Below are 15,018 nucleotides of genomic sequence, written 5' to 3'. Positions count from 1 at the left end.
TAACCCCTTGTGGGGCTAACCTTTGATTTTTAAAATTTATAAGCTAATGATAACCTGAAATTCCTAGGTGCTTCAGCCTGATAGTAATATCCTCCTCTTTGAGTGTTATCAGCCATAGTGAAATTAATACTACTTCCACTATACAAATACCTGTTAAAGACATTGAAGACATTTAATCCTACTCTGAACTTGGCATTTTCCCATGATAATCCGGCATCAAACTTCAAATAGTCGTTCATTTGCAACGGCGCATTGGTACTTCCCCAGTTCCAGCTGCTTCTTCCACCTAGGAAAGTTCCTCCGAAACTTAGTCCGAAACCCTCCAGTTCACCTTGTGTGAATGTATAATTTAACCAACCGTTGATAGTATGTTTAGCATATCCGGGAACCAGTTCTCCCTTTGTTGCTTTAGGTGTGGTCTCCGTAAATTTGTTTTCTGTAAAAGCGTAATTGAAGATCGCATTGAACCCTCTGGTAATTTCTCCTTTAAGGTCAAATTCTACTCCCTGTACTCTAGTTTTACCTAAGAAAATAGAGAAAACGCCGGTTGGATCACTTGGGTCGTTGGTAATCGCATTATTCTTATTAATGTTATAAAGGGATAAAGTCGTATTCCATTTCCCATTGAACCAGTCTCTTTTGAACCCAATCTCCATGCTGTTCCCCGTAATTGGTTTAGCAGTAGTTCCATCTCTGAATAGTCCTGACTGAGGAGAAAAGGCCTGGTCATATAATGCATAAGCAGAAGTATTGTCATCAATAGAATAGCTAAGCCCAACGCGTGGTGTTATTCTGTTGGCTTCTGTTTTCGTTCCGTAGCTGTTTTCTTTTACGTTTGTATAACGTGCCGCAACGGTTAATCTTAAAGCATCATTTAAGAATCCTAATTCATCCTGTAAATATAATCCTGTGTATTCCTGTTCAATAGTACCATAAGGAGTGGCTCTCTGTAATAAAGATTTTCCTTCAGTATCAAATTTTGGATATCCTGCACTAGGAGGTGTATAAGAAGTAGCATTCAGGTCGAATGGATTTTTCTCAGTATCCAAGGGTCCGCTTTTTGACCAATCAGCCAGATATTTTTTTGATCCCAAGTCAAGACCCGTTAATATTTTGTGTGATACCGGCCCTGTTTTGAAGTATCCATTTAAAAATACCTGTCCGAATTTCATAATATTACTGGCTTCCCAATAATTTAATGTTCTGATAAACTGTGTTTCTGAAATGAATTTTCCTGGCCAGATATCGCTTCCCATTGTATATTCGTTTACATAAGTAAGCTGAGAAGTCAGCTTCCAGTTTTCATTAAATTTATGCTGTAAATTTACATTAATGGTATTATTGGTCACATTAGTTGGGTCAATACCTGGATCAGTTACTGTATATTCAGCAGGTTTTTTCCCATAGCCTTCAAAGCTGTAAACATAGGCCGATCCTACTTCAGACATTTTAGCTTTCTGATAAATATACTCAGCAACTAAAGTAGTCTTATCTGTAAGTTTTACTTTTAATGAAGGATTAATGATATAACGATCATTGAATTCATAATCTCTGAAGCTCTTTCTGTTTTGCGCCATCAAATTTAGTCTGAAAGCAACTTTATCCGTTATTTTAGTATCAATATCAGCCTCTCCTCTGTACATATTGTAACTTCCCAGTGTAATTTTTGCTGAACCGTTCAAAGAATTTCCGGTAGGTTTTTTAGTCACGATATTATAAATTCCGCTAGGCTCTCCATTAGACATTAAGAACCCGGATGGACCTTTGATGAATTCTATATGGTCTACAAAGCTCATATCTTCACTTAACGGGCCCCAATTTGAAGTTACGTTTACTCCATTCATAAAAGCAGCAGCTCTGGAGCCTCTCATGTTGACTCTGGTATACATGTCTCCCCAGTGCTCCAGCCTTTGTGCTCCGGCAACATTTCTTAAAACACCATCACTTAGGGTAGTTACCTGCTGGTCTTCCAGTGCTCTATTGGTAATGATGGAGATGTTTTGTGGAATCTTAATCAAAGCTTCGTCCAGACGAAGAGAAGATGATCCTTCCTTTTCTACATATTTTTTATAATACCTTCCGTTGACAATAACTTCTTCGATATCATTAGATTTGATAGTATCTTTTTTTTCTTGCGCAAAAGTTAACATAGTGGTTAATAATGCAGCTCCTATCGTTATTTTTTTCATTGTTTATAGAGTCAAGTTTTGATTTATTTTTTATGCTTAAAACTTATAGGTAAGAGTACCTACTGCATTGATAAGCCTTTGAGGATTTGCAGTGGTGTATCCTATCCAGTAATGCTGATTGGTAAAGTTGTCCACTTTTACCCCAATTCTGAATTTTTTAGCATCATAATATGCGCTGGCATTCAGAACGACATAGGATGGTAAAGAGAAAATACCGTCTGCAGAGTTATAGATTTTATTTTCGCTGGCATAATTTCCACCAATTCCAAAACCTAATCCTTTAAGATTTCCGTCCAGAAACTGATAGCTTGCATATAAATTTGCTAAATAAGGAGATCCCGAAGTATTAGGTCTTCTATCCAGCACAGCCTGGTCAGCTTTGGTATATTTTGAGTCGTTATAACTGAATCCGGCAATTACTGTAAATCCTTTTACCAGATAAGCATTTAATTCAAGTTCAACACCTTTGCTTACAATAGTACCGTCCTGTATTTGTGCACGAGGGTTATCAGAAGGCGTACTTCTTAGAACATCTTTTACCTGAATGTTATAATAACTTAAGGTAGAGGATAATTTTCCGTTAAACAGGCTTGTTTTGATCCCTCCTTCCACTTGATTAGCCTGCTCAGGAACCGGAGTTCTCGTAGTTCCTGATGCATCCACATAATAATCAAGGTTTTTGAAACTGTTCTGGTAATTTCCAAAAATGGAAAACTTGTCTTTTACCACTTCATACACAATTCCTAATTTTGGAGAGAAAAACGTCTGATTCAGTTTTTTTCTTTCTTCAGAATCTGAAGCACCAGTAATTCCTGGTTTGTTTGTGAAATTATCCACTCTTAATGCCATTAGTACATTAAGATTATTAGTGATATTTAGTACATTGGAAATATAAACTGCATAGTTTTCCTGAATCCCTTTTATAAGATAAGGACTTTCATTTCCTGCCATGGCGTTATATTTTTCCTGAAGAGCCGTGCCATTGAAATTGGTATAATCAAAACCAGCTTGATGCAAAGGAACAGGAATAGAATTTCCACTGGCATCTCTGTCAAAACCATTCACATCATAGAAATTCTGATTATTATTTACCCTTAAATAATCAAACCCTACAACTACTCTGTTTCTTAGGCTTCCAATGTGAAAATCTCCATTGAAGTTTTGTTGAAAATTGAGAGATTTTTTTCTGCTGTCTCGTGTAGATTGATCACTTCTATACATGCTGCTGGCATCATCTCCCATAAAATATAAATAGGGCATAAATCCGTTAGAATAGCTGGACGATGTACTGAAATTAGTAGAGGAAGTAATAGAATTTGAAATCTTATAGTTGACCTGGCCAAAGAAGTTGATGCTTCTTCCGGTATTGGTAAGGTCTTTTCCTAAATAGGAGTTTTTATAATCTAAATTTAGATCTTTGATATTGTTAACCTTCTGCAGGTAATTCCCTGAATAAAAGAAAAAGGTCTGATCACTCATGTTCTTCATTTGAAACAACTCCATATCAAGGTTGATGCTTAATCTGTCAGTTGGTTTATAGCTTAAACTTGGAGCAATAGCTAAGTTTCGTCTGAATCCTTCTGTCTGGAAAGTGCCTTCGTTTGTATAGGCAGAATTCAGGCGGAATAACAGTTTTTTATCCTGTGTAAGAGGGGTGTTGATATCTACTGCTGCTCTGTAGGTGTCATAGCTCCCTCCAGATAAGCTTACATTTCCTCCGAAGGTCTCATAAGGCTTTTTGGTTACCCTGTTGATGACTCCTCCATAGCTTGAAAGCAAACTCCCGAATAATGTTCCTGATGGCCCTTTAAGAACTTCTATTTTTTCAAGATTAATGGCATCTATAGTTCCTGTTACAGCTCCTAAAACTCCATTCCTTAAAGAGTTGGCAGATACAAAACCTCTTAAACTTACATAAGCTCCGCCGTCACCGGCTCTTCCATTAGAAGTCCACATGGTCTGCAGACCGGGAATATTTTTGAAAGCATCATCCGCAGTATAAATTCCTTGATTTTCTAAAATGGTCTTGTCAATACTTGAATAAACTTGTGGATTTTCAATAGCCTTTAGGGGCATTTTATTTGAATATTCACTGTCTTTTTTTATATAAGAGTTAATGATAATTACTTCATCAATGCCTTTAGTCTTGATTGAGTCTTTCTCTTGAGCAAAGGCCAAAATTGAGCCCAGCATAGAAGCACAGATCAGTACATTTTTCATGAAAGTCAAATTTTCTGCAAATATATTATTTTTAACTATTCTAAATAAATAATTAAATTGATATTTATCATAAAATTGTTATACACTGGATAACAAAAACCCGCTCCAGTCAATGCTGAAGCGGGTTTTGTATGATTATATTAAATTTTTCTTATGCCGGAATTTCTCCTTTGTATAAGAAAGAGATAATCTCTTTGTTCAATTTATCCATCATTTCACTGAATAAGTGGAAAGATTCCTGCTTGTAAATGACAAGTGGGTCTTTCTGTTCGTAAACAGCCCCCTGAGAAGATCTTCTCAAGTCATCCATTTCACGAAGGTGAAGTTTCCAGTTTTCATCGATGATTGATAAGGTGATATTTTTTTCAAAATCGTTCACCAGGCTTTCACACTTCGTATCGTAAGCTTCTTTTAAGTCAGCTACAATAGTCATTGTTTTGTGTCCGTCTGTGAAAGGAACCTGAATCATTTTGAACATTGAACCTTGATTTTGGTAAACATTCTCAATGATTGGGAATGATTTTTCTTTCAATAGGTTCAGCTTCATTTGATAATCTTCCTGTGCAGCTTTGAATAGAATATTCGTTAAGTCCTGAACCGTTTTATTTCCAAATTCACTTTCAGAAACCGGAGATTCCATTGTGAACGTCTTGATGATCTCGTATTCGAAATCTTTATAATTTCCAGTTGCCTTTCCTTTCGTAACGATAGAATTGGAAACATCGAAAATCATATTTGTAATATCATACTTCAGGTGATCTCCAAATAGAGCATTCTTTCTTCTCTTATAGATTACGTCACGCTGCTTGTTCATTACGTCATCATACTCAAGCAGTCTCTTTCTTGTTCCGAAGTTATTTTCTTCTACTTTTTTCTGAGCTCTCTCAATAGATTTACTGATCATAGAGTGCTGAATTACTTCACCATCCTTGTGACCCATTCTGTCCATCATTTTAGCAATTCTTTCAGAACCGAACAAACGCATCAGGTTATCTTCAAGAGACACATAGAACTGAGAACTTCCCGGATCTCCCTGACGTCCCGCTCTACCTCTTAGCTGTCTGTCAACACGTCTGGAATCGTGTCTTTCAGTACCGATAATTGCTAAACCTCCTGCTTCTTTTACTTCTTTAGAAAGCTTAATATCCGTACCACGACCTGCCATGTTGGTTGCAATGGTTACAACTCCCGGCTGTCCTGCTCCTGCAACAATTTCAGCTTCCTTCTTGTGAAGTTTTGCGTTCAATACCTGGTGCGGGATTTTTCTTAATTGAAGTGCTTTTGAAAGCAATTGAGAGATTTCAACTGACGTAGTACCTACAAGTACCGGTCTTTTTTGTGCTGTTAATCTTTCGATCTCTTCAATTACAGCATTGTATTTTTCTCTATTGGTTTTGAAAACCAAATCTTGTTTGTCATTTCTTAAGATAGGACGGTTGGTTGGAATTACCACAACATCTAATTTGTAGATTTCCCAAAGTTCCCCAGCCTCTGTTTCTGCAGTACCGGTCATCCCCGCAAGCTTGTTGTACATACGGAAATAGTTCTGAAGCGTAACTGTTGCAAAAGTTTGAGTTGCTGCCTCAATTTTTACATTCTCTTTTGCTTCGATCGCCTGATGAAGACCGTCAGAATAACGACGTCCCTCCATGATACGTCCCGTCTGCTCATCAACAATTTTTACTTCACCATCAATCACCACATATTCATCGTCTTTTTCAAATAATGTATATGCTTTCAATAGCTGGCTCATTGTGTGAACACGCTCAGATTTTTCAGCAAAGTCAGAGAAAAGTCTTTCTTTAGCTTCAAATTCTTCTTCCTTAGATAAATTTTTAGCTTCTACTTCAGCAATTTCAGTTCCGATATCAGGAAGTACAAAGAAGTTCGCATCAGAGTTACCCTGAGACATATATTCAACACCTTTGTCTGTAAGATCTACCTGATTGTTTTTTTCTTCGATTACAAAGTAAAGATCTTTATCTACAATCGGCATATCACGGTTGTTATCCTGCATATACTGGGCTTCAGTTTTCTGAAGCAATGCACGGTTTCCGCTTTCCGATAGGAATTTGATTAATTGTCTGTTTTTTGGAAGACCTCTGTAAGCCTGAAGTAATTTAAACCCTCCTTCTTTGTTATTTCCGGCAGCGATTAATTTCTTGGCTTCATTGAAAATAGCAGAAACAGTTTTCTTCTGTACTTCAACAATTCTATCAATAGAAGGTTTAAGAACATCAAATTCCTGTCTGTCACCCTGAGGAACCGGACCTGAAATAATTAATGGAGTTCTTGCATCATCTACCAATACGGAGTCAACTTCATCCACGATAGCAAAGTTCAATTCTCTTTGTACCAATTCTGAAGGTGAAGTTACCATGTTATCTCTCAGATAATCGAAACCGAATTCATTATTCGTTCCATAGGTAATATCTGAGTTATATGCTTTTCTTCTTCCATCTGAGTTCGGCTGGTGGTTATCAATACAATCGATAGACATACCGTGGAACTGATAAAGAGGTCCCATCCATGCGGAGTCTCTTTTAGCAAGGTAGTCGTTTACCGTTACAACGTGTACTCCTCTTTCCGGAAGTGAATTTAAATAAATAGGTAATGTTCCCACTAAGGTTTTACCTTCACCGGTTGCCATTTCGGCAATTTTACCACTGTGAAGAATAATACCTCCGATAAACTGAACATCATAATGGACCATATCCCAAACTACAGGAGTTCCGGCAGCATCCCATGAGTTTTTCCAAACAGCTGTGTCTCCCTGAATTTCAACGAAATCTTTCCCCATAGCAGCCAGTTCTCTATCCCAGTCACTTGCTGTTACACGGATTTCACCATTCTGAGCCCATCTTCTTGCCGTTTCTTTTATCAATGCAAAAGCTTCGGGAAGAACCTGAATCAGAACTTTCTCTTCAATTTCGTACGACTCTTTCTTTAAAGACTCAATTTTTGAAAAAAGAGCTTCTTTTTCGTCAACATTGGTTGAGTTTTTTATCTGCTCTTTTATCTGTTCTATTTGAGCTGTGATATTGCTTGTTGCAGATTTTATATTCTCTTTAAACTCAGCAGTTTTTTGTCTCAAACCATCATCCGACAATTGTTGGATGTTGGGTTCTACAGCTTTGATTTTTGTTACAACTTTTTTTACTTCTTTTAGGTCCTGCGCTTTTTTGTCTCCCAAAAACCCTTTAAGAACTTTGTTTAAAAAACTCATAAATTTTTTGCTTTATGCTTAATGCAAGATGCTTTAAGCGTTTTAAATGACACGCTTATCGTGTAAATTAATATATAAAAGTGCAAAAAAGCTCTAAGCACACAGCCTAAAGCTTATCGCTTTATTAATATTCGTCCTCGTTCCAAAGGAAGTCCTCATCGGTAGGATAGTCACTCCATACTTCCTCAATAGATTCATAAATTTCTCCTTCATCTTCGATTGCCTGAAGGTTTTCAACTACTTCCATAGGTGCACCAGTTCGGATTGCGTAGTCAATAAGCTCTGCTTTTGTCATTGGCCAAGGTGCGTCACTTAGATATGAAGCTAATTCTAATGTCCAGTACATAATTTTCTAATTTTTTGCAAAAGTATAAAAATAGGTTGTATAATAAACTTTTTTATACTTGATTTTCAATTCTTTTTATAATCTTTTCTTATAAATGACTTTCATCAACTGCATGACAGCTATGTCAGTAATTTACTTATTGTCGTTTTCTCAAAAACCATTCCACAAATTTTTTTATGCCATTTTGGAAGTCTGTGTGGGGTTGATACCCTATTAAAACCTTTGCTTTTGTAATATCTGCATTGGTTTTTGTGACATCTCCCGGCTGCATTGGCAGAATTTTTTTTGTGGCAGTTTTTTTCAGGGCCTCTTCAATGGCCGATACCATTTCACATAAAGTGATCACCTGGTTTTCACCCAGATTAAGAATCTCGTACACCCCGGAATTATTTTCCAGATACACTATAGATTTCGTAATTCCATCAATAATGTCATCTATATAAGTATAATCTCTGGCAGTATTTCCGTCACCATAGAAAGGAATCTCCCGGCCTTCTGAAATAAGCCTCGTAAATTTATGGATCGCAAGATCTGGTCTCTGCCTTGGACCATACACGGTAAAGAACCGAAGTTGGATCATATCTATATCATAAAGCTTATGATAAACGTGACCCAGTATCTCTCCGCTTTTTTTAGTGGCCGCATAAGGTGAAATAGGATTGTCTACATTATCTGTTTCTACAAAAGGGGTATTTTCGTTATTTCCATAAACACTTGAAGAAGAAGCGCAAATAAATTTTTTGATATTAAAATCTTTACAAAGTTCCCAAAGGTTCATCGTACCTCTTACATTAACTTCTTCATATTCTAAAGGCCTTTCAATAGAAGGACGAACGCCGGCCAGTGCTGCCAGATGAATAACCATATCTATAGTATGGCTTTTAAATATATTTTCTAATCCTTTTTTATCTCGGATATCCTGATAATGAAGGGAATATTGATCGGAGTGGGAGAGGGAAATTAAATGTTGGATATCAGTCTCTTTATCAGAGAATTCAAAATCCGAAATTTTGCCAATTGACTCTAAAGTATTTTTAATTTTTACCTGATAGCCGTAAAAATTATCAAAATTGTCAATGTTTATGACAGAATGTCCATTTCTTAATAATTGTTCAATTAAATGAGAACCAATGAACCCACTGCCTCCTGTTACAAGGTAAGTCATCTGTGATTTTTTATTAGTGCAAAAATATAAATTTTACGTTTTGAAAATATAATCATTAAATTTACTTAAAAAAGTAATATAAATTATAATATGCAGTTTCAAGGGCAAATTTTAAAAATGACAAGCTACGATGCTAAGCCAATTCAATATTATCTCAATCTGTCAGGTGACCTTATCCATATGAACGAGCTGATAGGGAAGGAGCTAAGTATAAAACATACGGGTTTCCAATGTGTAAACTGTGGCGAAAATAAGCCAATCTACAGAATGGGATTTTGTAAAAATTGTTTTTTTGAAAGTCCTTATGCCAGTGATACCATTATCCGTCCGGAGCTTTCTACAGCACATTTAGGAGTAGCAGAACGCGATTTGGAGATTGAAAAACAAATCCAGCTCCAGCCTCATACCGTTTATCTGGCTTATACAGGAGACGTTAAAGTGGGAGTGACCAGAAATACACAGATTCCTACAAGATGGATTGATCAGGGTGCGACTTTTGCATTGCCTATTGCAAGAACAGAAAACCGTTATGAAGCAGGAATGATAGAAGTTGCCTTAAAAGAACATTTAGCAGATAAAACCAACTGGAGAAAGATGTTACAGGATGATTTCGAAGGAGAAATTGATCTTGCAGATTTCAGACAGAAAATAAAAGAATACTTCCCTGGAGATTTTCAGAAATTCTATAGTGAAGGAGAAGAATTGTGGAAGTTTGATTACCCTTTTCAAAAACCGGAAAAAGTAACTTCATTTACCTTAGACAAAAAACCTGAATTTACAGGAAAATTAGTTGGGATAAAAGGACAGTATCTCGGATTTGAAGGCGGAAACTTTATTAATATAAGAGGACACGAAGGATATTTAGTCGAACTGGAGACAAAAAATTAGTATCACCTTGATCAGGTGGCAAACCAAATCACATAATATGAAAAAATGGGCTAAAAGACTATTGATAAGTTTTGGAATCTTAGCGGGAATTCTTCTCACTTTGAATTTTGGACTGAATATATGGCTTAAAACCCAGCTTCCTGAATATATCAAGAATAATACAGATTATAAAGTATCCTATAAAACGCTTGATGTAGACCTCACAACAGGAAATATCTTATCCGCAGGGATATCTATTAATAGTAAAGACCCTAAAAATATTGATGTCGTTGGACTGCAGGGAACTATTGATACCCTAAAAATCAGCCGTATTGGTATTTATGATGCTGTTTTTAATAAAAGAATAAGCTCTTCTGATCTTTTGCTGGCAAAACCTAACTTAAACATTATCCTTCCAAGACCCGCAGATCATAAGACCGGAAAGAAAAAAAGCCCATTTTTATTTGAAAATATAAGAATCAGTGATGGGAAGATTGCTCTTTTCAGGCATACAAAACAAAAATTTCTGTCGGTACAGCAGCTAGATCTCTTTGTAGAAAATCTGCAGATGACAGAAGAATCTGTAGAGAATAAACTACCGGTCATTTTTGACAGTTATAGTATTAAAGGGAAAAGCTTCTTCTTTAGACCGAACGGCATTTATGCGGTTACAATCAGTACCATCACCACAGAAGACGGGCAGATGTCTGTGGATAATTTTAAACTGATTCCGCTTTTGTCTTTTGCCCAATTCAAAAAGTTTTACCCTCAAAAAACGCAGTTGTTTCAATTCACAATTCCTAAAATGGATTTCAAAGATGTGATATTGAATAAAAATAAAATTTCACTAACCAATGCCGAATTTAAAAACCCTGTTTTTACATTATACAAAACAGATGTCAAAATTAAAAATTCTGGCAAAAAATCAGATTTTGAAGTTGATCTAAAAAATATTAAGCTTAATAATGCGGTTGTTCAAATCAATAAACAGGACGGAAGCAAACTTTTATCCGCGGGAAATCTTAATTTGAATATCAATCAGCTGATATTTAATAAAGAAACCTCAGAAAAAATAGTTCCCATTGAATATAAGGACTTTACATTTTCCGGAAAGAATATAGAATATGCAGGACGCCAGAATATATCTGTGGGAAGCATTGCTCTAAAGCCGACAAATGGAGAAATTCGTGATATTATGCTGACTCCGGGCTCTTCCGGAGAAGAAAAAAGATCAATAGGTCTTAGAACCGGTCATATTGCATTTAATATTAATAAATTAGAGTTTATTGATAAAAAACTCAATCTGGATATTAAAGACGTTCTCGTGGAAAATGTAAACGGAACAATCAAAGCAGGGCCGGAAAAGCAGAATAAAAAGCCTCAGGCAGGATTTATAAACTCTTTGATCATCAGGAAACTTTCATTGAAAAATTCAAATATTACTTACGATAAAGAAAAGGAGCCCCTTGCTTTTCATGATCTGAATGCTACATTTAATCAAATTGAAGCTACTCCAAAACCTAATAATCAAGGGATTTCCTTCAAAATCAAAGACTATTTTCTGACAACACGCAACTTTGCTTACAAAACACAGTTTTATAATATGAGTGTTGGACTTTTAAAGTTGAATAAAAATAAAGTTCAGATCAATAATTTTACGATGAAGCCTACCGTTTCGAGAGCAGAATTTATCAAAATGATACCTGTAGAAAGGGATCTCTATGATTTGAAGGCTGGAGAAATCACTGCGGAAGGAAATTGGGATCTGTTTTCTCACCATAAATTTATTAATGCTTCAAATGTCACGATACAATCTGCAGATGCCAATATTTTCAGAAGTAAAATTCCAAAAGATGACCCTAAAATAAAGCCGCTTTATTCAAAAATGCTTCGTTCCGTGAAAGTTCCAATGACGGTTCACAATCTGGATCTTAAAAATTCAGTTTTAGTATATGAAGAAGATACTCCTGAAAGTATGGGACCCGGCAAACTGACGTTCAGTAAATTTAATATGAATGTCAAAAACCTTAATTCTGCCAAAACAAAAGGAAAGCCTACAAAGGTTGATATTAGAATCAATTGCTCATTTATGAACCTGTCGCCTCTTGCTGTAAACTGGAGCTTTGATGTTGCAGATCATAATGATAACTTTGCCATTTCTGGGAAGACGTCCAATCTCCCTGCTGGCGGCATTAACCCTTTTATCAGGCCCTATCTTCACGTGACAGCCACTTCTGGGACCATCCAGGAAATGCTTTTTAATTTTAAAGGAAATCCGGCAGGATTACATGGAACATTCAATCTCAAACATAAAGATTTGAAAATTGCAGTTTTAAATAAACATAACCATGAAAAGAAAGGACTGTTAACCGCTGTAGTCAATGTTTTTATAAAATCAAATTCGGGGAATTTTCCTGAGGCCGTTGATGTAGAAAATGTAGAACGTGATCCCACTAAATCATTCTTTAACCTTTTCTGGAAAGGAATAGAACAAGGGTTAAAGAAAACGCTTATTGGAATAAATGTTGAAAAAACAGAGAAGAAAGTAAAAAATGTGGTCTCTTCTGTAAAAGAAATGAAACAGTCTGTCAAAGAAATCAAACAGGAAATTAAAAATAAAAAAGCCGACTCAAAACCTGGAGAAGAGAAAAAAGAAAAGAAAGGATTTTTGAATAATATCTTTAAACATAAAGAAACCCCACAAAATGAATAATCTTTTAAACCATTAAGAAGTGATGAAATGAATAATCTTAGCCAGCGTAGGCAAGATTTTATTTTATTAAAACAAGCCCAATGGTTTAAAAAATTAACATAGCTGTTGATGGTTTAAAATTTGAATTCATCACTTTCCAAAACCTGAATTTTTCTTAAAAATTCATCGAATTGCTCTCCCGGATAATTGCTGTCAGCTCCATAAGAATCTATAATCATCCCACGATTTCCCTCATTGTCCTTTACAACGTACAGAACAGCGTTGTCATCGGGATTACTATCTCCTTCAAAGCGATAAGTCTTCAATATTGTCAATTCAGAAGGCTGATAAATTTTCTCAGAATTTTCAAACTTCATTTCACAGTCTTTGTTCATTCTGAACTCCCTGTGTATTCCTCTCTCAGAAAGCGTTTTCATTACTTGGCTTAAAGTGGTCATTTGGTCAAAGTTTCCGGGATTTTCCATAATACTATTTTTGGTGATGAGTACAATAATTAAACCATTGCTTTTGTAAACCTAAGAAAAATAATGAATTGTAACTTTCTTAAAAATAAAGTTTAATGTTAACAAAATTTATAATTCAGGAATCGAAAATAGGTACACTTTTTGCAATACCTACAACAATAAATCAAAGAAAATATGAAAAAAGAAGTTGGAGTTTTACTGGCAGGAGGAGTAGGTCTTTTGGCGGTATTAAGTTTAATAAGTATTAAAAAAATTTTGACTAAAAAAGACAAAAAATATAGTGATTCCTATTCGGATTATCACAGACACTTTGATGAAAAAAACCAGGAAGATGAAACTCATGGAGTTGAATTCTATGCGCTGAAGTAGTAAAAAAATATATTAATTATGTTTAATCCAACACTTTTTAAGTGTTGGATTTTTTTTTGGAAAAACTTTAATGTTAAAACTCATTATTTTATAAAAATTCCATTATAATTTTACAGCAGAATGCAAAACAAAAATTTCATAAAAGGTCAGGGAGCTCAGCGGAACGTTACCAATCGTTTCGAAAGATATACCTATGAGCCTGACGATGAAGATTTCGAAACAGTGAAGACTTCATTTACTGAAGTTTTTCCAAAAACAATTGTCAATCAGGTTAAAAGCGAAGATCTCCCGATGGAATATTCTATGAACCCCTATCAGGGATGCGAACATGGATGTTCTTATTGCTTTGCAAGACCCACCCATGAATATTGGGGATATAGTGCAGGAATTGATTTTGAAAGGAAGATCATGATAAAAAAGAATGCTCCGGAACTTTTAGAGAAATTTTTTCAAAAACGTGGATATCAGGCTGCTCCAATTTTGCTGTCAGGAAATACAGACTGTTATCAGCCCGCAGAACGAAAATTTGAAATTACCCGAAAATTGCTTCAGATGTGTCTTGATTATAGACATCCCGTGAATGTGCTGACAAAAAATGCTTTGGTATTAAGAGATCTTGATATTTTGAAGCCAATGGCAGAACAAAATTTAGTTTCAGTTTCATTAAGTATTCCTACCATTAATGAAGAACTTAGGATAAAGATGGAACCTAGAACAAGTTCGGCAAAGAATAAGTTAAAAGCTATAGAAATACTATCTGAAAATAAAATACCTGTTCATGTCATGGTAGCTCCTGTAATTCCCGGGCTAAATAGTGATGAACCTTTGAATATATTAAAATCAGTCTCAGATGCCGGTGCTTTAGGGTTTGGATATACTCTCGTTCGGTTGAATGATACTGTGGAGCCGGTTTTTGTAAATTGGATTGAAGCGCATTTTCCAGACAGAGCACAGAAAGTTCTGAACCTGATCCGTTCCATGAGGGGTGGGAAGCTCGGAGATAAAAGATATTTTGAAAGACAAAGAGGAGAAGGGAATATTGCTGAAATGATTCATACTACTTTTAAAATAGGGAGAAAGAAGTTTTTTAGCGAAAAAGAATTTCCTAAGCTTTCTATTGCAAACTTTACAGGAAGCCGTGACCAGCAGCTAAGACTGTTTGATTAAATCATCTTTTCTGAAATGTAATCTATATTATATAGTATAAGGAACAATATTTGTGAAACCTATAACCATTCAATAGGTTGGGTTTTAGGACGACATCATAATACTTTCTGACTCCTTTCAGACCTTTCTAAAATCTAAATGCATATCAAAAATCTGTTTTACTATATATAATAACGTGTACCCTTTATTGCTAATTTTCCAGCTTTACCCATTGCTTTTTCATTTATTAAACTTTTGTTTAAAATTTTTCTCCCTGCCTTCCAGTCGTTTAAGGTTTAATATTACGCGAAAG

Annotated in this window: 10 protein-coding genes; 4 read left to right on the top strand and 6 right to left on the bottom strand. The window is 35.5% G+C overall.

The genetic code is table 11. The features are described 5' to 3' along the window. Positions 1–29 precede the first annotated feature (29 nt). The 5 genes from AC27VX_RS00050 to AC27VX_RS00030 form a co-directional block, all read right to left on the bottom strand. Positions 30–2,189, bottom strand: coding sequence for a TonB-dependent siderophore receptor (locus AC27VX_RS00050; protein WP_236856561.1), 2,160 nt, complete (start codon positions 2,187–2,189; stop codon positions 30–32). A gap of 36 nt (positions 2,190–2,225) precedes the next feature. Continuing rightward, positions 2,226–4,409: a TonB-dependent siderophore receptor gene (locus tag AC27VX_RS00045; RefSeq protein ID WP_488693250.1), complete on the bottom strand. Its 2,184-nt coding sequence runs from the start codon at positions 4,407–4,409 to the stop codon at positions 2,226–2,228. A 151-nt stretch (positions 4,410–4,560) separates the two neighbouring features. Further along, entirely contained in the window at positions 4,561–7,635 is a 3,075-nt protein-coding gene (secA, locus tag AC27VX_RS00040; RefSeq protein WP_236856559.1) for a preprotein translocase subunit SecA, read from the bottom strand. A gap of 124 nt (positions 7,636–7,759) precedes the next feature. Then, entirely contained in the window at positions 7,760–7,981 is a 222-nt protein-coding gene (locus AC27VX_RS00035) for a DUF2795 domain-containing protein (protein ID WP_002662059.1), read from the bottom strand. Positions 7,982–8,117: 136 nt separating this feature from the next. Continuing rightward, positions 8,118–9,146 carry a GDP-mannose 4,6-dehydratase gene (locus AC27VX_RS00030; protein WP_236856558.1) on the bottom strand — a complete coding sequence of 343 codons (1,029 nt, stop codon included), beginning with the start codon at positions 9,144–9,146 and terminating at the stop codon, positions 8,118–8,120. A gap of 90 nt (positions 9,147–9,236) precedes the next feature. On the opposite strand from AC27VX_RS00030, the gene AC27VX_RS00025 reads away from it, so the two are divergent. Together AC27VX_RS00025 and AC27VX_RS00020 are read left to right on the top strand one after the other, a co-directional pair. Further along, positions 9,237–10,034 (top strand): DUF2797 domain-containing protein, encoded by a 798-nt coding sequence (locus AC27VX_RS00025; RefSeq protein ID WP_236856557.1) that lies wholly within the window; start codon positions 9,237–9,239, stop codon positions 10,032–10,034. A gap of 37 nt (positions 10,035–10,071) precedes the next feature. Next, on the top strand, positions 10,072–12,726 hold the full coding sequence (locus tag AC27VX_RS00020; RefSeq protein WP_236856556.1) for a hypothetical protein: 2,655 nt from the start codon (positions 10,072–10,074) through the stop codon (positions 12,724–12,726). Between the two features lie 113 nt (positions 12,727–12,839). On the opposite strand, the gene AC27VX_RS00015 is transcribed toward AC27VX_RS00020, so the two are convergent. Continuing rightward, a complete protein-coding gene (locus tag AC27VX_RS00015) occupies positions 12,840–13,190 on the bottom strand; it encodes a hypothetical protein (protein ID WP_236856555.1) in 351 nt (116 codons plus the stop codon). Between the two features lie 174 nt (positions 13,191–13,364). On the opposite strand from AC27VX_RS00015, the gene AC27VX_RS00010 reads away from it, so the two are divergent. Together AC27VX_RS00010 and AC27VX_RS00005 are read left to right on the top strand one after the other, a co-directional pair. Further along, positions 13,365–13,559, top strand: coding sequence for a hypothetical protein (locus tag AC27VX_RS00010; RefSeq protein WP_047379954.1), 195 nt, complete (start codon positions 13,365–13,367; stop codon positions 13,557–13,559). A gap of 120 nt (positions 13,560–13,679) precedes the next feature. Next, positions 13,680–14,726, top strand: coding sequence for a PA0069 family radical SAM protein (locus tag AC27VX_RS00005; protein WP_488693235.1), 1,047 nt, complete (start codon positions 13,680–13,682; stop codon positions 14,724–14,726). The last annotated feature ends 292 nt before the right edge of the window (positions 14,727–15,018 follow it).

This window comes from Chryseobacterium sp. 14P4.3.2 (assembly GCF_057799275.1).
This window is presented reverse-complemented; position numbering and strand designations above follow the sequence as displayed.